Annotated in this window: 20 protein-coding genes; 17 read left to right on the top strand and 3 right to left on the bottom strand. The window is 37.0% G+C overall.

Features of this window, described 5'->3' with window-relative positions:
• Positions 1-471 precede the first annotated feature (471 nt).
• Both RM706_RS00595 and RM706_RS00590 read left to right on the top strand, forming a co-directional pair.
• Positions 472-1,551, top strand: a complete 1,080-nt coding sequence (locus RM706_RS00595) for a helix-turn-helix domain-containing protein (RefSeq protein ID WP_311349076.1) — start codon at positions 472-474, stop codon at positions 1,549-1,551.
• A 126-nt stretch (positions 1,552-1,677) separates the two neighbouring features.
• The gene (locus tag RM706_RS00590) at positions 1,678-2,769 is read left to right on the top strand and encodes a TlpA family protein disulfide reductase (protein ID WP_311349075.1); all 1,092 of its coding nucleotides are present in this window, start codon (positions 1,678-1,680) and stop codon (positions 2,767-2,769) included.
• Positions 2,770-3,058: 289 nt separating this feature from the next.
• Here RM706_RS00590 and RM706_RS00585 read toward each other — a convergent pair whose 3' ends face one another.
• Complete coding sequence (locus RM706_RS00585; RefSeq protein WP_311349074.1) at positions 3,059-3,247, bottom strand: DUF1542 domain-containing protein; 189 nt, start codon at positions 3,245-3,247, stop codon at positions 3,059-3,061.
• Between the two features lie 99 nt (positions 3,248-3,346).
• Here RM706_RS00585 and RM706_RS00580 point away from each other — a divergent pair, with 99 nt between their 5' ends.
• Positions 3,347-3,721, top strand: a complete 375-nt coding sequence (locus RM706_RS00580) for a GTPase (protein WP_311349073.1) — start codon at positions 3,347-3,349, stop codon at positions 3,719-3,721.
• Here the strand turns inward: RM706_RS00580 and yihA are convergent.
• The gene (gene yihA / locus RM706_RS00575; RefSeq protein WP_311349072.1) at positions 3,718-4,335 is read right to left on the bottom strand and encodes a ribosome biogenesis GTP-binding protein YihA/YsxC; all 618 of its coding nucleotides are present in this window, start codon (positions 4,333-4,335) and stop codon (positions 3,718-3,720) included. The two genes, RM706_RS00580 and yihA, sit on opposite strands and share 4 nt — an antisense overlap.
• Positions 4,336-4,345: 10 nt before the next feature.
• Positions 4,346-5,110, bottom strand: coding sequence for an alpha/beta fold hydrolase (locus RM706_RS00570; RefSeq protein ID WP_311349071.1), 765 nt, complete (start codon positions 5,108-5,110; stop codon positions 4,346-4,348).
• A 266-nt stretch (positions 5,111-5,376) separates the two neighbouring features.
• Here RM706_RS00570 and RM706_RS00565 point away from each other — a divergent pair, with 266 nt between their 5' ends.
• From RM706_RS00565 to RM706_RS00500, 14 genes are all read left to right on the top strand, one after another.
• Positions 5,377-5,850, top strand: a complete 474-nt coding sequence (locus RM706_RS00565; protein ID WP_311349070.1) for a division/cell wall cluster transcriptional repressor MraZ — start codon at positions 5,377-5,379, stop codon at positions 5,848-5,850.
• Complete coding sequence (gene rsmH / locus RM706_RS00560; protein WP_311349069.1) at positions 5,843-6,745, top strand: 16S rRNA (cytosine(1402)-N(4))-methyltransferase RsmH; 903 nt, start codon at positions 5,843-5,845, stop codon at positions 6,743-6,745. Before RM706_RS00565 ends, rsmH begins: the two co-directional genes overlap by 8 nt.
• Before the next feature lie 131 nt (positions 6,746-6,876).
• Complete coding sequence (locus RM706_RS00555; RefSeq protein ID WP_311349068.1) at positions 6,877-7,194, top strand: FtsL-like putative cell division protein; 318 nt, start codon at positions 6,877-6,879, stop codon at positions 7,192-7,194.
• Positions 7,194-9,203 carry a penicillin-binding protein gene (locus tag RM706_RS00550; RefSeq protein ID WP_311349067.1) on the top strand — a complete coding sequence of 670 codons (2,010 nt, stop codon included), beginning with the start codon at positions 7,194-7,196 and terminating at the stop codon, positions 9,201-9,203. The genes RM706_RS00555 and RM706_RS00550 overlap by 1 nt, the downstream gene beginning before the upstream one ends.
• On the top strand, positions 9,200-10,663 hold the full coding sequence (locus tag RM706_RS00545) for a UDP-N-acetylmuramoyl-L-alanyl-D-glutamate--2,6-diaminopimelate ligase (RefSeq protein ID WP_311349066.1): 1,464 nt from the start codon (positions 9,200-9,202) through the stop codon (positions 10,661-10,663). The genes RM706_RS00550 and RM706_RS00545 overlap by 4 nt, the downstream gene beginning before the upstream one ends.
• 5 nt (positions 10,664-10,668) lie before the next feature.
• Entirely contained in the window at positions 10,669-11,889 is a 1,221-nt protein-coding gene (mraY, locus tag RM706_RS00540) for a phospho-N-acetylmuramoyl-pentapeptide-transferase (protein WP_311349065.1), read from the top strand.
• 1 nt (position 11,890) lies between these two features.
• Positions 11,891-13,228, top strand: coding sequence for a UDP-N-acetylmuramoyl-L-alanine--D-glutamate ligase (gene murD, locus RM706_RS00535; RefSeq protein WP_311349064.1), 1,338 nt, complete (start codon positions 11,891-11,893; stop codon positions 13,226-13,228).
• 1 nt (position 13,229) lies between these two features.
• On the top strand, positions 13,230-14,432 hold the full coding sequence (locus RM706_RS00530) for an FtsW/RodA/SpoVE family cell cycle protein (RefSeq protein WP_311349063.1): 1,203 nt from the start codon (positions 13,230-13,232) through the stop codon (positions 14,430-14,432).
• The gene (murG, locus tag RM706_RS00525; RefSeq protein WP_311349062.1) at positions 14,419-15,507 is read left to right on the top strand and encodes an undecaprenyldiphospho-muramoylpentapeptide beta-N-acetylglucosaminyltransferase; all 1,089 of its coding nucleotides are present in this window, start codon (positions 14,419-14,421) and stop codon (positions 15,505-15,507) included. Before RM706_RS00530 ends, murG begins: the two co-directional genes overlap by 14 nt.
• Positions 15,504-16,856, top strand: coding sequence for a UDP-N-acetylmuramate--L-alanine ligase (gene murC / locus RM706_RS00520; protein ID WP_311349061.1), 1,353 nt, complete (start codon positions 15,504-15,506; stop codon positions 16,854-16,856). The genes murG and murC overlap by 4 nt, the downstream gene beginning before the upstream one ends.
• Positions 16,846-17,565, top strand: a complete 720-nt coding sequence (locus RM706_RS00515) for a cell division protein FtsQ/DivIB (RefSeq protein WP_311349060.1) — start codon at positions 16,846-16,848, stop codon at positions 17,563-17,565. The genes murC and RM706_RS00515 overlap by 11 nt, the downstream gene beginning before the upstream one ends.
• Before the next feature lie 3 nt (positions 17,566-17,568).
• The gene (gene ftsA / locus RM706_RS00510; protein WP_311349059.1) at positions 17,569-18,909 is read left to right on the top strand and encodes a cell division protein FtsA; all 1,341 of its coding nucleotides are present in this window, start codon (positions 17,569-17,571) and stop codon (positions 18,907-18,909) included.
• A 27-nt stretch (positions 18,910-18,936) separates the two neighbouring features.
• A complete protein-coding gene (ftsZ, locus tag RM706_RS00505; protein ID WP_311349058.1) occupies positions 18,937-20,907 on the top strand; it encodes a cell division protein FtsZ in 1,971 nt (656 codons plus the stop codon).
• 101 nt (positions 20,908-21,008) lie between these two features.
• Complete coding sequence (locus tag RM706_RS00500) at positions 21,009-21,461, top strand: GatB/YqeY domain-containing protein (protein WP_311349057.1); 453 nt, start codon at positions 21,009-21,011, stop codon at positions 21,459-21,461.
• Positions 21,462-21,492: the final 31 nt, after the last annotated feature.

The following is a 21,492-nucleotide window of genomic DNA, read 5'->3' as shown; positions in this document are numbered from 1 at the left end:
TGAAGAACAATTCGACACCTTTGGTCTCAGCTATGATATGTTGCGGAAAACGTCCAACCACTCATGACCGAGCACTGGAGAACGTTTTCGCCGAAACTCAAACCGCATTATAAAGCTACAGATTTCCGTTTAAGAAATCTGCAGCAATAGATCATAGATATTTATCCTAATAATTCTGTTGAGTTGTTAGAGTTTAGACCAAACAATCTTAAAACAATATGATAGGCGACTGGTAGAAGAAGTACAATATTTGATTTGCCGGTTAAAATCAGGAATTACAGAAATGCAACAAAAACAAGCTGAAAAATTGAAAAGGTGGTGTGTTAAACTGATTTTATGGAACACCATCACCATGAACCTTAGTGTAATAACTGCGATTATAACTATTGAAGAGTTAAAACGGGTCTTTCTTTGTTAGTCTAAAAAAACATATTGTATGTTATTTACCATTCAACTTATTAATTTTGAAGCATGATGCACGTAGATTTGCAATTTAGCCTTCGGGAGTTGGTGCAGGCCATTATAGGTTTTCAAAGCCTTTTATTTTTTGTGGTTATGGTGATTGGTGCTAGCCGAAATAGATGGTCCGATCTATTCCTTGGAGGATTTTTCTTGCTTCTGGGAGCGCAAATGATCGTCCTTATTTCAGAGGGTATCATGGAATGCTCTAGCTGTTTCGATGGTTTTCTCTGCGTATTCGGGTTTGGTTATGGTCCTGTCATTTACCTGTTTGTACAAAGTTTGATTTATCGCGACTATCGGCCTCAAAAAAAGCAATTACTACATATTGCTCCTGTGCTTCTGCTCTCTTTGGGAGGTTTTTTAGGCTTAAACCTTTGTCCAAGGATAGGCTCTTTGCTCTATGTCAGTATTCTTATTTACCTAGTATTGACCATCAAATCAGTTGTCCGCTATCATAAAATGGTACATGCTACGCAATCTACTGATTCATCGGTAAATCTTAAATGGATCCAATGGATGATGATATTTTTTGTTATCACGCTGTTGTTTGACTTATTCCAACATTTTTATAATAGTATAGATTTGATTGGTGACATAACCCCAGTGGAGATTTCGCTGCTCATTCTCGTGAATGGGATGTTTTACTTAGGAATCCGTCAACCGCTCTTGTTTAAAGGAATTGGTCCTAGCGATGTGCAGTTCGCGGAAGAACACCTGAACGTAAACCATAGTTCTTCTGAAGATATACCCGTAAAACTCGAAGAAGTGAATCAGTTTCTTTTAGACTCGAAAGTTTATCAAAAAAGTGATTTATCACTATCAGCCTTGGCGAGAGAACAAGATATTAGCCCCCGCCAATTGTCCCAACTAATTAACCGATATGCGGGCAAGTCATTTATGGACTACATCAATACATTTCGCATTGATTATGCCAAACAACGTCTTCAAAATCCATTAGACCCTGGTGAAACCATTCAAGAAGTAATGTACGGTTCTGGTTTTAACTCAAAGTCTTCTTTTAATACCATTTTTAAGGCAAAAACAGGGCAAACACCAAGTCAATATAAAAAAACGGTCTCCAAAAAATAAAGTTCGAATATAGGTATGAACAAATTCGAACCATTATAACGAGGGTAATTGGTTCGGATACACGTACTCTAACTTGCCAAAACATATCTTCTATTTTCTTTGCAGAAGAACCTTATTAAGAAGACCATGAAAATACTTATAAAGAAAAATGTACTATTTCTAAGCTTGCAACTACTCTTGATTACTTCCTGTTCCGAAAACTTTTCCATTAGTGGAGAGGTTGGAGACGAGGTTGATACAATTACTTTGAAACAGCTTGACCCAGAAACTGGAGATTATTACGTTTTAGAAACGCAATACCCTGAAAATAGTAAGTATGAATTCAAGGTTGCCCAACAACCAACTTTATATTCCATTTCTTTCGATGACAAAGATTCCTTGCTGATTTCTGGTCTTTCTGAGAAAAATGCTCATATCAATTGCATAGAAGATATCAAAATTGTAGATGCTCCATCTTCTCAGAGAATGAAAGCATTTAAGTTAAAAAATGGGGAATTGCAGGGCAAGTATTTTGGCGCTTTGAAGAAAGAAGCGGACGCAGCCATGAAAGCCAATGATCAACAGGCATTGAAGAACATTCAGGCCCGTTCTGGCGAGGCGATTCAAGCATTTTTAGTAGAGTTTCACAGAGAAATAAAAGCAATGGATATTGGTCCGGAAGGGTATTTCGCTTTAGGTTTTACAGATTTTAATAAAGATAGGGCGTTTGTGAAGCAGCAATTAACACAATATAAGGAGTCGTTTCCCAATAGCCCAATTACAAGAGATTTGGAACGGAGAGTGGGCGATTCGGATGCGTTGGCCTTAGGAAATAGACCCCCAAATTTCAAATTGATAAATACCAAGGGTTCTATGACCGAACTTAAATCTATTGAGGCGGAGGTTCTTTTAATTGATTTTTGGGCGGCTTGGTGTAGAGCTTGCCGCATAGAAAACCCAGAGTTTGCCAAACTATACGAGGACTATAATTCAAGAGGTTTTGAGATTATTAGCATTTCTCAAGATAAGACAGAAGATAAATGGAAAAAAGCCATCGAAAAAGATGGTGTCGAAGCATGGACCCATGTTTGGGATAAAAACGATTTGGTTTCACGGCAATATGGAGTGAGTTCACTTCCTCAGAATATTTTATTGGATAAGGCGGGAAAAATTGTTGCTAAAAATGTAAAAGCATTGGACTTGAAACAAATTTTAGAGAAAACTCTATATAATGACTAAAGGCGTAAGTTCTCTTGTGGATTTTGCGGTATTTGGCTTAAAACCCGAAGTCCGTATTAATTATTGGCATTGTTAGCTACTGGTGCTACACGTTCGAGTAAGTATGAAAAATCGCATTTAGCCATGTTGAATTTCTGTTCCACGTTTGAATGAGTCGTCTTTCTAATATTGCCTCAAAACTTTTTTAAGTAGTTATTCAGCTTGAGTAAGGTCATTAGGGTAAACTAGCTAAGGAGTCCATCTGCATGCAGATTTCGTTGGCGTAAAAAGCCCGTCCGGCTTTTGCAGGTTAGAAGAGTTTTTGATTGGAATCCTTTTTTTCTTTCACGAACTTTTCATTCATTTTTTTCAGTCCCGTTTGCTTTTCATTGTCCGTCAATTTTGGATTTGCTTTGATAGCCGTTTTAAGTTGGTCATATTTTTCTTTTAACTCTTGTAAATGGTCTTTTTGACCCTCAGAATGTATTTTAAGTTTCATTTTTACTTTTTTTAAGCACTTGTAGCTAACACATAAATAAGTCTGTAAAATACAGATTTATATATCCAGTTTGGCAGATATCATCTGTACTTTTATACAATGAAAAAGAAACCCACCCAAAAACTTATTTTTATCTATAATGCCAATTCGGGCACCAAAAATGCCATCATAGACAGTATGCACAAGGTCTTCAAGCCATCAACTTATGATTGCAAGTTATGTGACATTACCTATGGTGTGGTTTCTGAGAACCGCACTTGGAAAAAGTTTAGGCAAGAGAGTAAGCACCAAATGACCTTTTTACATAAAGACGAGTTTGCCAAAAAGTACGCTAGTAAATTCGGCTACAAGTTTGAATTTCCTATTGCACTTGTTGAAGGCCAAAAGGGTTTGGAGGTTTTGATTTCAAAAGAAGAAATGAACAGTTTAAAAACTACTCACGGTTTAATTAGATTATTAAAAGAGCGAACCTAATTAGTACCGTCTTTAATGAAAGCTTTATTGATACTATCTATATAATCCAGTAGTTCATCCTTCCCGGTTCTATTTGCTGAAGAGGTTACAAAATAGGGTGGGGCTTCTTCCCAAGCGGTTTCCAAAAGTTGCTGAATATACGTGTCAACATAGTTGCGTATTGCGCCGGGCTTTAATTTATCTGCTTTCGTAAAGATTATAGCGAAAGAAACTCCATTTACCCCAAGCCATTCCATAAATTCCATATCAATAGGTTGCGGCTCGTGACGAATGTCTACAAGAACGAAGGAACAGACAAGTTGTTTGCGTTTCTCAAAATATTCTGTAATGTATTTTTGAAAAACCTTTTTTTCTTTTTTAGAAACCCTGGCATAACCGTAGCCCGGTAAATCTACCAAAAACCAATTTTGGTTTATTTTAAAGTGGTTGATGAGTTGGGTTTTTCCAGGTCTACCAGAGGTTTTCGCCAAACTTTTACGACCGACCAGCATATTGATCAATGATGATTTCCCGACGTTCGAACGGCCAATAAAGGCATACTCTGGCAAAGGTTCATTTGGGCATTTTGCCACGTCTGAATTGCTCATCACAAATTCCGCCGATGTAATTTTCATGATGTTAGAACTAGAAGTTGCGCCTGGTCAACCAAGCATCAAGAATACTATTGAATTCATTTGGATGTTCCATCATTGGGGCGTGACCACATTTTTCAATCCAGAACAAATCAGAATCTGGTAATAATTCGTGAAACTCTTTTGCGACATTAGGTGGGGTAACTGAATCATTTTCTCCCCAAATAATACAGGTAGGCGTATGCATTGAGGGCAAATCTTTCGACATATTATGGCGAATAGCACTTTTGGCAATTGCCAAAGTTTTTACCAATTTCATACGGTCATTGACCGTTGCAAAAACTTCATCAACAATTTCTTTGGTAGCTACATCAGGGTCATAAAAAACATCTTGTGCTTTTTTCTTGATGAATTCATAGTCACCGCGTTTAGGATATCCATCACCCATTGCACTTTCGTATAATCCAGAACTACCGGTAATCACAAGGGCTTTGACTATTTCAGGAAACATTTTGGTATGCAAGAGCCCAATATGCCCACCTAGGGAATTTCCCAATAAAATAACATCTTTCAATCCTTTATGCTCAATAAAATCTTCTAAAAACTTGGCAAAGTTCTTTACCGTTGTTTTGAGCATTGGCATGTCATAAATCGGTAGCTCAGGCACTAAAACCTTGTAGCCTTTTGGTGGGAAAAAGTCGGTAACACCATGGAAATTACTTAAACCTCCCATTAGTCCATGTAGTATAATGATAGGTTTTCCTTCGCCAATTTCAATATATCTGAACTTTCCTTCCGAATTAATTTCTTCTTCCATCTATTTAGTTGGGTCTAGCGTGCCAAATATAGGCATTTCAAATCATTCAAAATTGCAAAATCAATGTGGTGAAAAGTGGAATTTGTAATTATGAAATACGATATCAGGAGTTTTAAAAAATAGCTTTAGAGCGCTGAAATGCAATTTTTGGTGGAGATTTGACGTTAAAATTATAGATTTTATTAACAATTGTGTCTTTATGTGGAGATATGTGGAGATAAAATATATATATTTGATTTTAAATAGTTAAAACAAATTTCGCGCTAATGAACTTGATGGGTCAATTTGACTGTAAGGCTGATGCTAAGGGAAGGGTAACATTGCCCAATTCGCTTAAGAATCAACTTATGCCAGTGATCAATCAAGATTTTGTCATAAAAAGAGCGGTATTTCAAGGCTGTATAGAGCTGTTCCCTAAAAGTGAGTTTGATATTTTGATGCAACAGGTAAGGGCTAAAAAGAATATTAGCAGAGACTATGATCTTTTCTTTAGAAAGTTTACTGCCGGCATGAAGCCAGATTTAAAGGTTGATTCTGAAACAGGACGTTTTCAGATACCAAAAAACCTCATTGAGTTTGCAGGTATTACTAAAGAAGTGTCATTGCATTGTGCCGATGACCGAATTGAAATTTGGGATAAAGAAAAATATGAAGCTGTCTTGCAAGAAAGCGAAAATGTTTATGGAGATGTAGCTGAAAATATTTTTGTCGTCGATAACAAAGATGGCAAAGATGGGTAATGAATACCACAATCCAGTGCTGTTAAACGAATCAGTAGATGGATTGAAAATTAAAGATGATGGAGTTTATGTCGATGTCACTTTTGGCGGTGGCGGACATTCCGAAGAAATATTGAAAAGACTAGGGCCTGAGGGCAAATTGTTTGCTTTTGATCAAGATGAAGATGCACTTGCTAATGTTATTGATGATGAGCGATTCACTTTGATCAATGAAAATTTTAGGTTCCTCAGGCAGTTTTTAAAGTTCTATGGCATTCTCAAGGTTGATGGAATCTTAGCAGATTTTGGAGTCTCATCACATCAGTTTGATGAAGCGGAACGCGGATTTTCAATTCGTTTTGATGCTGATTTAGACATGAGGATGAGCAGAAAAAATGAGCTTTCTGCTTTTAAAGTGGTCAACACCTATTCTCAAGAAAATTTGGCAAAAGTACTTTTTGACTATGGCGAATTGCGAAACGCTAACGCGATGTCAAAAGTAATTGCAGATTCAAGACAAGATAAGCTGATTCAAACCACAGAGCAGCTCAAGATGGTGTTGAAACAGTTTTTGCCCAAAATGAAAGAGAACAAAATTTTGGCGCAAATCTATCAAGCTATCCGGATTGAAGTCAACCAAGAGCTTGAAGTGTTGAAGTCGTTTTTAGAACAAACGCCAGAAATACTAAAAGTAGGGGGTAGGTTAAGCATGATAAGTTATCATTCTTTAGAAGACCGTTTGGTGAAACGCTTTGTAAGAGACGGTAGGTTTGAAGGTGAGGCAGAAAAAGATTTCTATGGCAATATTGATGTCCCTTTGAAAAAAGTCGGAAGATTAATAGTGCCAATGGCAAAGGAAATAGCGCAGAACAATAGGGCACGTTCTGCGAAACTCCGAATTGCGGAGCGCATATAGTTTCTGTACCAGCAGGAATAATACGAATAAATAACCTCGGGGCAAGCCATGAGGTATTAAAGAGAAAACTAAGATTGATTTCGACGCAAGCGTCGGGGGCATTTAAACCTCGATTATCGAGTAAAATGAAAATGAAAAAAGGATTATTGGATATTTTGAAAGGTAAGTTTTTAGTTAGCGGTGATGCGCCTAAAAACTGGCTTTTCTTGTTGTTTGCCTCCTTTTTGGCAGCGATGATGATCTCGAGTAGCCATCAAGCCGATAAAAAAGTTCATGAAATTGCCGAACTAAATGAACAGGTGCGTTCCTTGCGTAGCGAATTTGTTGAAACCCGTCGTGATTTGCAGCAACTCAAGTTAGAATCCTCCTTAAAGCATACGATTGCATCGAAAGGGCTGAAACCTTCCGTAAATCCTCCTCAAAAAATCATAGTTAAAACAGAAGAATAGTGGCGATAAGCGAAAAAAATATCATGAATAGATTGTATCTCGTTGCAGGTGGTCTTTTGGTATTCGCAATTGGCGTAGTGGCAAAGCTGGTCGATATTCAAATGGTGAAGGGTGTTGAATATAAAGAGCTGGCCATGCAAAAAACGGAACGCATGTTTACTATTCAGCCAAATCGAGGTAATATTTATGCGGATGATGGCAGTCTTTTAGCAGCATCTGTTGCTAAATATGAAATACGTTTTGATGCCAACACGGTCACTAAAGAAGACTGGGATAAAAATATCATACCACTATGCGACTCTTTGGCCGTTCTTTTTGATAAGCCATCATCACATTATCGCCAAATGTTGAGAAAAGCAAGGGTGAATAAAAATGGCTACAAACTTATAGCTCGAAACGTAGAGTATTTAGATTATGCTCGTATGCGCAAGTTCCCACTTTTCAAGTACGGTCCCAATCGAGGTGGCTTTTTGGAAAGTCATCGTGTGGTTCGCGAATATCCACTCGGTAAGATGGCAGCGAGAAGTATTGGTTATGAACGAATCGATAATCAAGGTCACTTTACACGTGTAGGCCTTGACGGCGCTTTTGGTAAGGAATATTTAAGGGGTAATGAAGGAAAGCGCTTAAAACAGAAAAGTGCGGGTAGCGAGTGGAAACCCGTTGGTTTTGACAATATTATTGAACCTCAAGATGGTAGAGACATCATTACTACCATCAATACCAACATTCAAGATATAGCCCATCATGCTCTGCTTAAGCAATTAGAATATTATAAAGCTGACCATGGGTCTGTTGTGGTGATGGAAACCAAAACAGGTGAAGTAAAAGCCATATCAAATCTAGGCAGAACAGAAGAAGGCAAATACTACGAGAAATTGAATTATGCAGTTGGGGAGTCACACGAACCTGGCTCTACTTTTAAGTTGATGTCTTTGATTGCCGCTTTAGAAGACAAAGTAATTGATACCAATGCTGTGGTGGATACTGAGAAAGGTAAATGGAGAATTTATGACCGTACCGTTCGAGATTCTAAATGGAATGGCTATGGTAAAATATCAATAGCGAAAGCTTTTGCACTTTCTTCAAATACTGCTTTTGCCAAGATGATTCATGAGAACTATAAAGAAAATCCTGAGAAGTATGTGAATCGACTGATGAATATGGGGCTTCACAAGAATTTAGAGCTACCTATCGTCGGTGAGGGCAATCCTGTATTGAGATATCCTGGTGACAAAGGCTGGTCAGGTATTTCATTAGCTTGGATGTCGCATGGTTATGAAGTTGCAATGACACCCATGCAGACTTTGGCTTTTTACAATTCCATTGCTAATGATGGAGAAATGGTAAGACCGCGATTTATTAAACAAGCAAGGGTTGGAAACAAGGTTTTAAAAGAGTTTAAAAAAGAGGTTATCAATCCTTCTATCTGTTCTAAGGAAACTGTCAAGAAAGCCCAACAATTATTAAAAGATGTAGTTGAGAAAGAGTATGGCACTGGAAATGGTTTGTATTCTAAAAGCTTCTCCATGGCCGGAAAAACAGGTACTTGTCAAAAAAACTATGTGGCCAAAGACCCTGATAAATTGGCTTATATCTCTTCGTTTGTAGGATATTTTCCGGCTGATAACCCTCAATATTCTTGTATTGTTGTTATTCATGAACCTGATAAGAGCGTTGGTTACTATGGTGCAGATGTATCAGGACCTGTATTTAAATCCCTAGCTGAAAAAATATATATCACCTCTCCAGTAGTTGATGAAGTAGTGCCCGAAAACCCTAAGACTGAATTGATAGAGGAGTCCTATAAATCGTTTTATGCACATGCCCAAAGAAAATATCAAGTAGTACCTAATTTAAAGGGTATGTGTGGAATGGACGCCGTGGCCATTTTGGAAAACCTAGGTGTTGAAGTTGAAGTTAAGGGCAATGGAAAAGTAAAACAACAATCTGTTGAAGAAGGCACAAATATCAAAGAAATCACAAAAATAGTATTGCAACTTTCATGAAGCTGTTAAAAGACATATTGTATGGTGTTAGCCTAACTGCTGTAACAGGGGATACCAATGTAATGGTAAACAATGTGCATTTTGATTCTCGAAAAGTTGAAATGGACGATGTCTTTGTAGCTATTAAGGGTTTGATAACCGACGGGCATAAATATGTACAAAAGGCAATTGATTCTGGCGTAAAGGCAATTGTATGTGAAGTGATGCCTGAACTGGTGGTTAATGGTATTACCTACTTGCAAGTGGATAATGGCAATAAGGCATTGGCCATAATGGCCTCTAATTTTTATGAGACCCCTTCAAAAAATTTAAAATTAGTTGGGGTCACTGGTACCAATGGCAAAACTACGGTTACCTCATTATTGTATAGTTTGTTCAAAAAAGCAGGCTATAAAGTTGGACTAATATCTACTATAAAAATAATGGTAGATGACAAAGAGTACAAAACGACACATACGACACCAGATGCCCTTGCCATTAATTACCATTTGCATTTGATGAATGAAGCGGGTGTCGAATTCTGTTTTATGGAGGTAAGCTCACATGGTATCCATCAAAAAAGAGCAGAGGGTTTAAAATTCGAAGGAGCCATTTTCACCAATCTGTCTCATGATCATTTAGATTACCACAAGACTTTTGCCGAGTATCGAGATACTAAGAAAAAGTTGTTTGATGGTTTATCTAAGTCTGCATTTGCGTTGACCAATCTAGATGATAAAAATGGAATGGTGATGCTTCAAAATACAAAGGCAAAAAAATATACCTACGCATTAAAATCCTTTTCTGATTACAGAGGTCAAATATTAGAACATCAATTAGATGGTCAATTATTGAAAATTGATGACAATGAACTATGGTCAAAACTAATAGGAGATTTTAATGCTTATAATATACTTGCTATTTATGCGACCGCCGATTTGTTGGGTCTTGAAAAGTTAGAGATTTTAAAATTGATCAGTGAGTTGGATAATGTAGACGGTAGGTTCCAATATTTTATATCGAAAGAGAAGATTACGGCAATAGTTGATTATGCCCATACACCGGATGCACTAAAAAATGTGTTGATTACTATCAACGCATTGAGGACTGGAAATGAAAACGTCATCACCGTAGTGGGGTGTGGTGGTGATCGTGACAAGTCGAAGCGTCCGGTTATGGGTCATATCGCTTCTGATATGAGTAATCAAGCCATTTTCACCTCTGACAACCCAAGAACAGAATCCCCTGAAAAGATTATTGAAGAAATAGAGGCAGGCGTTGAGCCTCAAAATGCAAAAAAAACACTGTCCATAGAAAATAGAAAACAAGCCATCAAAACAGCTTGTAAGCTTGCTATGGCCAATGATATAATACTAGTTGCTGGTAAGGGGCATGAGACCTACCAAGAAACTAATGGTAAGCGTGTTGACTTTGACGATTTTAAAGAAGTTAAAGCCGCACTTCATGATTTAAATAAATAGACACAATGCTTTACTATCTATTTGAATATTTAGAACAACAATATCAACTGCCTGGGGCATCACTGTTTCAGTTTTTGACATTTCGCGCTGCAATTGCGGTATTGCTGTCATTGTTGATAGCCGTTGTCTATGGTAAGCGGGTCATTTTATTTTTACAGGCAAAACAGATTGGAGAAAGTGTACGCGATTTAGGGTTGGAAGGACAGAAACAGAAAGCAGGGACCCCTACAATGGGAGGTATTATCATTATCATATCAACTCTGATTCCTGTTTTATTATTCGCCGATTTAAAGAACATTTATGTGATTCTTTTAATAATTACCATGCTCTGGATGGGGGTTATTGGGTTTATTGATGATTACATTAAAATTTTTAAGAAAGATAAAAAAGGCCTTAAAGGAAGATTTAAAATAATGGGTCAAGTTGTTTTGGGCTTGATTGTTGGCATCGTTCTCTATTTCCATCCAGAAGTTACTATGAAAGAAAAGGATGGCACCGTAATTACCGAACAGTTTACAGTTGAAAAGGTAATAGGGAAGGAGAAAAAATCGGTCCGTACCAATGTTCCTTTCTTTAAAAATAACGAATTGGATTATACAGAATTTATTGCTTGGGCTGGTGATGGAATGGAGAAATATGCTTGGTTGATTTTTATTCCAGTAGTAATTCTAATTGTAACAGCAGTATCTAATGGTGCTAACCTAACTGATGGTATTGATGGTTTGGCAGCCGGCTCATCTGCAATCATAGTATTGACCCTTGGCATTTTTGCATGGGTTTCGGGCAACATTCAATTTTCTGATTATCTCGATATTTTTTATATACCCCGTGTAGGTGAATTAGTAGTTTTTATCGCTGCTTTTGTAGGGGGATTAGTTGGTTTTCTATGGTACAATGCATTCCCGGCCCAAGTATTCATGGGTGACACAGGTAGTTTGACCATTGGTGGTGTAATAGCCGTAATTGCCATAATCGTTCGTAAAGAATTATTGATTCCCATTTTATGTGGAATCTTCTTTGCGGAGTCCATTTCGGTCATGTTACAAGTGGGCTATTTTAAACATACAAAGAAGAAATATGGTGAGGGTAAACGAATCTTTTTGATGGCACCCTTGCACCATCATTATCAAAAAAAATTATATCACGAGAGTAAGATAGTAACGCGGTTTTGGATTATCGGGATTTTGCTAGCTGTAGTTAGTATTGTCACCTTAAAAATAAGGTGATATGAAACGCTTGGTTGTACTTGGAGGAGGCGAAAGTGGCATTGGTACAGCTATTTTAGGGAAACAACAAACATTTAAGGTTTTTGTTTCTGATAAGGGAGAGATTAAAGAAAAATATAAAAACGTTCTTAAACATTTTGAGATTGAATGGGAAGAAAATCAGCATACGGAAGCTAAGATTTTGAATGCTGATTTGGTCATGAAGAGTCCTGGAATACCAGATAAAGTTTCTTTAGTGCAGCAATTAATGAAAAAAGGAATTCCAGTTATTTCTGAAATAGAATTCGCATCAAGATATTCTGAGGCTATAATTATCGGAATTACAGGGAGTAACGGTAAGACTACCACAACAATGCTTACCAACCATCTGTTAAAAGAAGCTGGGTTTAATGCGGGTATGGCAGGTAATATTGGTAATAGCTATGCTAAAATGGTTGCGGAGAATGACTTTGAAAACTTCGTTTTGGAAATCAGCAGTTTTCAATTGGACGGAATTATTGATTTCAAGCCAAGGGTGGCAGTGATTACCAACATTACACCAGATCATTTAGATCGGTACGAATATCAATTTAAAAACTATATCGCATCAAAGTTTCGTATTGCGATGAACCAAGATGAAAATGACTACCTGATTTATGATGCGGATGATGAAGTTATTGTCGAATGGCTTAAAGAGCATCCTGTTCAATCCAAATTAATTCCTTTTTCTCTTGTAAAAGAGCAAGAAATAGGAGCTTGGTTGGAGAATGATACAATTAAAATACAATTAGAACCTAATAACACTTTGAAGATGAGTACAGATTTTTTAACACTAGAAGGTCAGCATAATGTAAAGAACGCCATGGCAGCATCACTTGCTGGGCTTTTGGTAAATGTGCGAAAAGAAACCATTCTTAAAAGTATTCAATCGTTTCAAGGTGCTCCACATCGATTAGAAAAAGTATTGAAGATAAATCATGTAGAGTATATCAATGATTCAAAAGCAACTAATGTAAATGCGACATATTATGCTTTGGACGGAATTAAAAAGCCTATAGTTTGGATAGTTGGCGGCGTAGATAAAGGCAATGACTATTCACAGTTGATGCCGATGGTACGAGAAAAGGTAAAAGGAATTATTTGCTTAGGTGTTGATAATACAAAGCTGATAGACACTTTTGGAAATGTAGTGGAACCCTTGGTGGAAACTATGTCTATGGATGAGGCTGTAAAAGTGGCATATAAAATTGCGGGGCGAGGTGATGCAGTTTTATTGTCTCCTGCTTGCGCAAGTTTTGATCTTTTTGATAATTATGAAGATAGAGGTAATCAGTTTAAAGCAGCGATAAAGAAATTATAAGATGTTGGCACTGTTCAAAAATTTAAAAGGAGATAAGGCTATTTGGGGCATAGTGGCTCTTTTGGCACTATTTTCGTTTTTGCCGGTCTATAGTGCGAGCACAAATTTGGTCTATGTAAAGGACACGGGCACCACTATCGGGCATTTAGTAAAGCATGGCGTACTCTTGTTTTTGGGTTTCATGATAATTTACGCTGTCCATCGCATTCCCACACATTATTTCAAAGGCCTTTCATTGATTGCCATGCCTATTGTTTTGATTCTTTTAGGCTATACATTGACTGTTGAGACTAATATTGGTGGCGTAAGTGCAAACCGATGGATTAAGATTCCTTTTGTTGGTATTCCCTTTCAAACATCAACCTTAGCTTCGGTGGTTTTAATGATTTGGATTGCTAGATATTTAAGTAAAATACGAGATGCTAAAATCACATTCAAAGAAAGTATATTACCCTTATGGCTCCCTGTAGGTCTAGTCGTTGGTTTAATACTCCCTGCTAATTTTTCTACTGCAGCTATTGTCGGAATATTGGTGTTGGTGCTCTGTTTTTTAGGCGGTTATCCCTTGAAATATTTATTTGCAATCACAGGAACAGGATTGGTATTGGCAGGCATGTTTCTTTTTGTTTTATTCAAAACGCCAGAAGTGCTTCCAGATAGAGCAGGAACATGGAAATCAAGAATTGAGACTTTTATTCATCCTGAAAATGCCAGTGCAGACGCTTCGCGCCAGGTCAATTACGCAAAAATGGCCGTAGCTGAAGGCGGATTGTTCGGTAAAGGAGCAGGTAAAAGTGTGATGAAGAATATTTTGTCTCAAAGCACCTCTGACTTCATATTCGCCATTATTATTGAAGAATATGGTTTGGTGGGAGGATTAGGATTGTTATTCTTCTACCTGTTACTACTATTTAGAATCGTAGTGGTTGCAAATTCTACTAAGACTGTTTTTGCAAAATTACTGGTGATTGGAGTTGGGCTGCCCATAGTTTTTCAGGCATTTATCAATATGGCAGTAGTGGTACAATTATTTCCTACCACAGGACAGCCTTTGCCTTTAATCAGTATGGGAGGTACTGCTATTTGGATGACCTGTTTAGCTATAGGTATAGTATTGAGTGCAAGTGATAAAAAGCAAGAAGAACCAGATGGTTTGAATATAGATGAGAATAACCCATTAGAAGTGCTAAGTGGGCAATTATAGGTTCATACTTTCTGGGGGTGGCACTGGAGGTCACATTTATCCGGCGATTGCTATTGCAAACGAATTGAAAAGGAGATTTAATGATGCTGAGTTTTTGTTTGTTGGCGCCAAGGATAAAATGGAAATGGAAAAAGTTCCACAAGCTGGATATAAGATAGAAGGCCTTTGGATAAGTGGATTGCAACGGAAACTGACTTTAAAAAATTTGATGTTTCCAATAAAATTGATGAGTAGTTTGTTTAGAGCACGCAACATAGTAAAAAAGTTTAAACCAGATATCGCAATTGGCACGGGCGGTTTTGCTAGTGGTCCATTATTGAAAATGGCTACAAGTTCAGGTGTGCCCTGTGTGCTACAAGAACAGAATTCTTATGCCGGAATAACCAATAAGCTATTAGCCAATAAAGCAAAAAAAATATGTGTTGCGTATGACGGAATGGAGCAGTTTTTTCCTGAAGAGAAAGTAATCAAAACAGGCAATCCTGTGCGGGCTGATTTGGTTAATATTCAAGTAGATAAAAAAGAAGCATTAGACTATTTTGGTCTCCATAGCGATAAATCAGTGGTACTAGTTTTAGGTGGAAGTTTGGGCGCTAGAAGAATTAATCAATTGATTGAAAAAGAACTGAATTTTTTTAAGGAGCTAGAGGTGCAATTGGTTTGGCAATGTGGCAAATTGTATTATGAGGATTATAAAAAATATGACTCAGAGACTGTAAAGGTAAAATCCTTTTTAAATAAAATGGATTATGCTTATTCAGCATCAGATATTATTATCTCAAGAGCTGGGGCAGGATCGGTTTCTGAATTGTGTTTGGCGGGTAAACCAACACTTTTTATTCCTTCACCTAATGTTGCTGAAGACCATCAAACCAAAAATGCGGAAGCCTTGGTTAAAGAAGATGCAGCATTGATGCTTAAGGAGAATAATTTAGAAACAGAATTTAAAACTCTTTATAAAGAGTTGATGAATTCAAAAGAAAGACAAAATATACTTGCAAAAAACATTAAAAAAATGGCTCTGCCAAAGGCAACAGAGCATATTGTTGATGAAATAGAGAAAATATTGAAATGAATTTAAAAAACATACATAACGTCTACTTTATAGGTATAGGTGGTATAGGTATGTCTGCGCTTGCGCGTTACTTTAAATTTATAAACAAAAATGTAGCAGGATATGACAAAACCCAAACCCCATTGATAGATGAGTTGGTGAATTTGGGAATTTCCATTCATTTTGAAGATAATATAAACTTTATCGAAGACCCGTATAAATTGTCAAAAAACACTTTAATTGTTTATACGCCTGCAGTATCTGAAGACCATAAAGAATTACAATTTTTTAGAACAAATGGATTTGAAATCAAAAAGCGTTCAGAGGTTTTGGGAATCATTACAAAAGATACTTTTTGTTTTGCTGTGGCGGGTACGCATGGTAAAACAACTACGTCGAGTATACTTGCCCATTTGCTTAAAGAAACAAACACACCTTTAATAGCCTTTTTAGGGGGTATTTCAGAAGATTTCAATAGCAATTTTGTTCTAGAGGGAACGGAATTTTCAGTTGTTGAAGCAGACGAGTACGATCGGTCCTTTTTACATCTTTCGCCTAATGTAGCTTGCGTAACATCTATGGATGCTGACCATCTAGATATTTATGGAACAGATGATGCACTAAAAGATTCCTTTATTGATTTTGTAAGTAAAATAAAGCCTAACGGCAAATTATTGGTCAGAAATGGTCTACCACTTAAAGGAATGACCTATGGAATCGAAGATGATTCTGACTATGCGATTACTAATATTAAGATTGAACAGGGTACCTACATATTTGATTTGAGAACTCCGGAAGAAACATTTACCAATGTTCGTTTCAATAAACCGGGGAAGCATAATTTGCTTAATGGATTAGCTGCTTTTGCAATGGCGGCGCAGGTCATTTCCCAACCGCGCCGTCTAGCTGAAGCTTTAGAAACTTTTAAAGGTGTTCAGCGCAGATTTTCATATCAAATCAAAGAAAAAGATTTCGTTTTTATTGATGATTATGCCCATCATCCAACAGAAATTGAGGCTGTACATCAGGCAGTATCAGAAATGCATCCTGATAAAAGAGTAGTTGCGGTTTTTCAGCCACATTTATTCTCTAGAACAAAGGATTTTGTAGAAAGCTTTGCTAGTAGTTTGTCAAAGTTTGATAGGATATTGCTACTGGATATTTACCCCGCAAGAGAAGAGCCTATACAAGGTGTTACCTCTTCTTGGTTATTAGAGAAAATTGAAAATCCAAATAAAAAGCTAATCACTAAGGCTACTTTAATTAACGAGATAAATAGCTGTGAGCCAGAGGTTTTGGTGACAATGGGTGCTGGTGATATTGGACTTGAAGTATTAAAAATAAAAAAAGAATTGGCTTATGCGAGTTAATTGGAATTATATCAAATTTTTAGGATTGTTATTGACCGTAATTGGGCTTTATGGGTTCGCCGATTATAGAAACAAGGCAAAAAATGTAGAAGATATTTCCATTAAGTTTTTAGGAGACAACAACTTATACTTGACAGAAGACGCAGTTAATAAATTGTTAATACAAAATTATGGCAGCGTAAAAAATAGGGCAAAAGAACAAGTAGTTTTGAATACCATAGAGACGATAATTTCGTCTAATGACATGGTGAAAAGTGCCCAAGTCTATCTCTCAGTTGAGGGAGAGCTTATTTCTAAAATTGTTCAGCGAAAACCAATTGGACGGGTTGAAGGCGTCTCCAAATTTTATTTGGATGATATGGGAAAACGCATGCCGTTATCGCGGTATCACTCGGCAAGAGTACCCATTATCACGGGTAAAATAACAGGTAAAAGCTTGGAGGATGCTTATGTCATCTTGGATTATGTAAACAAAGACAATTTTTTAAGAAAAAATGTCATAGGAATTCATATTGAAGACGAAGGAAAGTATCAATTGAAGTTTAGAGTTGAAAATTTTGTAGTGAATTTAGGTGGTGTGAAGAATCTTGATGAAAAATTTAAAAATTTTATGGCCTTTTATGTAAAGGCAACAAAAGATAAAACTTTAGAAAATTACGCAGTAGTGAGTTTAGAATTTGACAATCAAGTTGTTTGCACAAAAATATAAAGTATGGAACAGGGTAATTATTCAGTCGGTTTAGATATTGGTACTACCAAAATAGTGGCCATAATCGGTAAAGAAAACGAATACGGTAAGATTGAGATTTTGGGTACTGGTCGGTCTAAAAGCCTTGGTGTTCACCGTGGTGTTGTCAATAATATCACACAAACAATTTCTTCAATTCAGCAAGCGGTAGAGCAGGCCGAAGTGAATTCGGGCTTAAAAATTGGTTCTGTGGTTGTTGGTATTGCAGGTCAACACATAAGAAGCTTGCAGCATAGCGATTACATCACAAGACCAAATGCAGAAGAAGTTATTAATGATGAGGATTTAGACAAACTTTGTAATCAAGTTTACAAATTGGTCATGTTGCCCGGTGAAGAAATTATTCATGTGCTACCACAAGAATATAAAGTTGATGGTCAATCTGAAATTAAGCAGCCTATTGGCATGTATGGCGGACGTTTAGAAGCCAATTTTCATGTAGTGGTTGGGCAGGTAACCTCAATAAAAAATATTGGACGTTGTATAAAAAGTGCAGGATTGGATTTAGGTAACATTACGCTTGAGCCTTTAGCATCTGCCGAAGCCGTTTTAAGTCAAGAAGAAAAAGAAGCTGGCGTAGCATTGATCGACATAGGTGGTGGTACTACCGATTTGGCAATTTTTAAAGATGGGATTATCCGTCATACCTCTGTGATTCCTTTTGGTGGAAATGTTATTACTGAAGATATAAAAGAGGGTTGTTCCATAATTGAAAAACAAGCTGAATTATTGAAAATGAAGTTTGGTTCAGCTTGGCCAGGTGAGAACAAAGACAATGAGATTGTATCGATTCCTGGTTTGAGAGGTCGAGAACCTAAGGAAATTACACTAAAAAATCTTTCAAAGATAATTCATGCTCGAGTGGTTGAGATTGTTGAACAGGTTTATGTTGAAATCAAAAACTACGGACATGAAGAGCAGAAAAAGAAACTGATCGCAGGTATTGTTTTGACAGGTGGCGGTAGTCAATTAAAGCACTTAAAACAGTTAGTGGAATACATAACCGGAATGGATACTCGAATAGGATATCCAAATGAGCATTTAGCAGGCGATTCAGATGAAGAAATTGCCAGCCCTTTATATGCCACAGCAGTAGGCTTATTAATGAATGCCCTAGAAACAAGCTCAAAAAATATTGCCTCAGAGGAAGTAGTAGAAGAGCAATTGCAAGAACATGAGCAGGTACTGGCGGGCCATGAAAATATTCAAGGTAATATAGTATCCGGTACTACGCAAAGAGAACGTAAATCTATTTTTGATAAATGGTCTGAGAAATTGAAAGATTTCTTAGACAACGCAGAATAAAAACACCCACAATAAAAATCAAGTACAATGAGTAAAAACACAGAATTTGAAAATATAGGTTTTGATTTGCCCAAGAATAAAAGTAACGTCATAAAAGTTATTGGCGTAGGCGGTGGCGGTAGTAATGCCATTAACCATATGTTCCAAGCTGGAATCAACGGTGTTGATTTTGTTATTTGTAATACAGATTCTCAAGCTTTAGAGAATAGTTCAATTCCCAATAAAATCCAATTAGGGGTTTCATTGACAGAGGGTTTAGGTGCTGGCGCGGATCCATCTGTAGGTGAGCAAGCGGCTATGGAAAGTATGGAAGATATTAAGACCTTGTTGGAACAACAGACCAAAATGGTTTTTATAACGGCTGGCATGGGTGGTGGCACAGGTACTGGTGCCGCTCCGATAATCGCAAAGGCGGCAAAAGAATTGGGTGTTCTTACCGTGGGTATAGTTACAACTCCTTTTCAATTTGAAGGAGCTCATCGTTGCGGTCAAGCGCAACAGGGTATTGCCAAACTGCGTGATAATGTAGATTCTTTAATTATTATCAATAATAACAAACTAAGGGATATCTACGGAAACCTTGGCTATAAAGCAGGGTTTTCAAAAGCTGATGAAGTTCTTTCAACTGCTGCTAAGGGTATTGCAGAGGTGATAACGCATCACTATACACAAAATATTGACCTTAGAGATGCTAAGACCGTACTTTCAGATAGTGGTACTGCAATAATGGGTTCATCAACAGCTTCAGGTTCAGCAAGAGCACACGAAGCGATTACCAAAGCCCTAGATTCTCCATTACTTAATGATAATAAAATTACAGGTGCAAAGAATGTATTGTTACTGATTGTTTCTGGCGGACAAGAAATCACTATTGATGAAATAGGTGAAATCAATGATTTCATTCAAATGGAAGCTGGTCATTCTGCCAACATTATTATGGGTATTGGTGAAGATGATGATTTAGGTGATGCCATAGCAGTTACAGTTATTGCAACAGGTTTTAATAGTGATCAACAAGATGAAATTGTAAATACGGAAACTAAAAAAATTATCCATACGCTTGGTGATGAGCAAAAGGCAGTTCAAGATTTAAGCGACGAACAACGATTAAAAACATTTGAGACTGGTCAATCTACCGAAGAGCCAGTGATTAAGCACCAATTGGAAGATACTTTTGCAGAACCAGAGGTTAAGCTACCCGAATCTGATTTAATAACTACAACCAGTTATATCAGAAACTTTAATGTGTTCTATGAAGAAGTGCTGCCAGAACCTGTTAAAGAGGTTATAGCCACAAATGTAGAAGACGACGATTTTATTATCATTGAGGCAAAGAATGTACTAAATGATATCGAAGTTATTGAACCTGAAGTAGTATCAGCTAAGCCTATTGAAGAGGATCAGTTCGCTTTTTCATTTGATATGCCTTTGAATAAGGATAAGGTAGATGAAGAAGTCAAAGAAAACACCATTGTTTTTGACTTGACTGATGAAGCTCGCGATGTTGATGTTAATGAATATGTAGAAGTAAGTCCTGTGTTGGATTTCAATAAAGAAGGTGAAACACGGTATAACCTTGAGGAGTACATGGAATTGGAAACCCAATTAACAGGAGCAAGATCCGTTGCTGAAACCCATGAACCCAAGTTAGTGGAAGACGAATTGGTTTTCGAAAAAAAGACCATTAAAGTTGAAGGTTCGGCAAGTGAGGCAAGTGCAGCGAATAATGGTGACCCTTTTAATAGTTCTATTAACGATATGTTGAAGGATAGGGCTGATGAAAGACGTAAAAAATTGAAAAATTTCAATTATAAGTTTCAAGGCGGTAGAAACAGTATTGATGAAATTGAAAAGCAGCCCGCTTATAAAAGACAGGGAATTGATTTAAATGAGGAGTCTACGGAGCAAAAAGTCTCAAGAATGAGTTTGGGAGAAGATAGTAATGATGAAATTCAACTTCGTTCAAACAATTCTTTTTTACATGATAATGTTGATTAGTAGTGTTTAATTCGCTTCACTTCTTATGAAGCTTGTAAACCCGAAGGTCTTAAAACTTTCGGGTTTATTTTTTTATCTTTGCACCCCTAAAACGGTAGAAAATGAGTTTGCAAGAAAAAATAATGACTGAAATGAAAGCTGCAATGAAAGCTAAGGACGCTGTGGCTTTAGAATCATTGAGAGCGATTAAATCTGCAATATTATTAGCGCAAACGGATAAAGGAGCTGGTGGTAATCTTTCGGAGGACGATGAGGTTAAATTAGTTCAAAAATTAGTAAAGCAGCGTAAAGATAGTGCCGCTATTTTTACAGAACAAGGTAGGGCTGATTTAGCTGAACCAGAATTGGCTCAAGTCGCTATAATCGAAAAGTTTTTGCCAGAACAATTAACAGAAGAAGAAATTGAAAAAGTAGTGGTACAAACTATTGAAAGTACAGGGGCATCAGGCATGAAGGATATGGGCAAAGTAATGGGTGTGGTTTCTAAAGAATTGGCTGGTCAAGCTGATGGCAAGACTATTTCCTCTATTGTCAAAAATAAATTAAGTTCATAAGTATTTAAGGCCAAGTAGCTCAGCTGAATAC

Source organism: Croceitalea rosinachiae (assembly GCF_031846445.1).
In the GTDB taxonomy this organism is placed as follows: domain Bacteria; phylum Bacteroidota; class Bacteroidia; order Flavobacteriales; family Flavobacteriaceae; genus Croceitalea; species Croceitalea rosinachiae.
The sequence above is the reverse complement of the archived record's forward strand: the minus strand, read 5'-3'. Positions and strand labels throughout refer to the sequence as shown.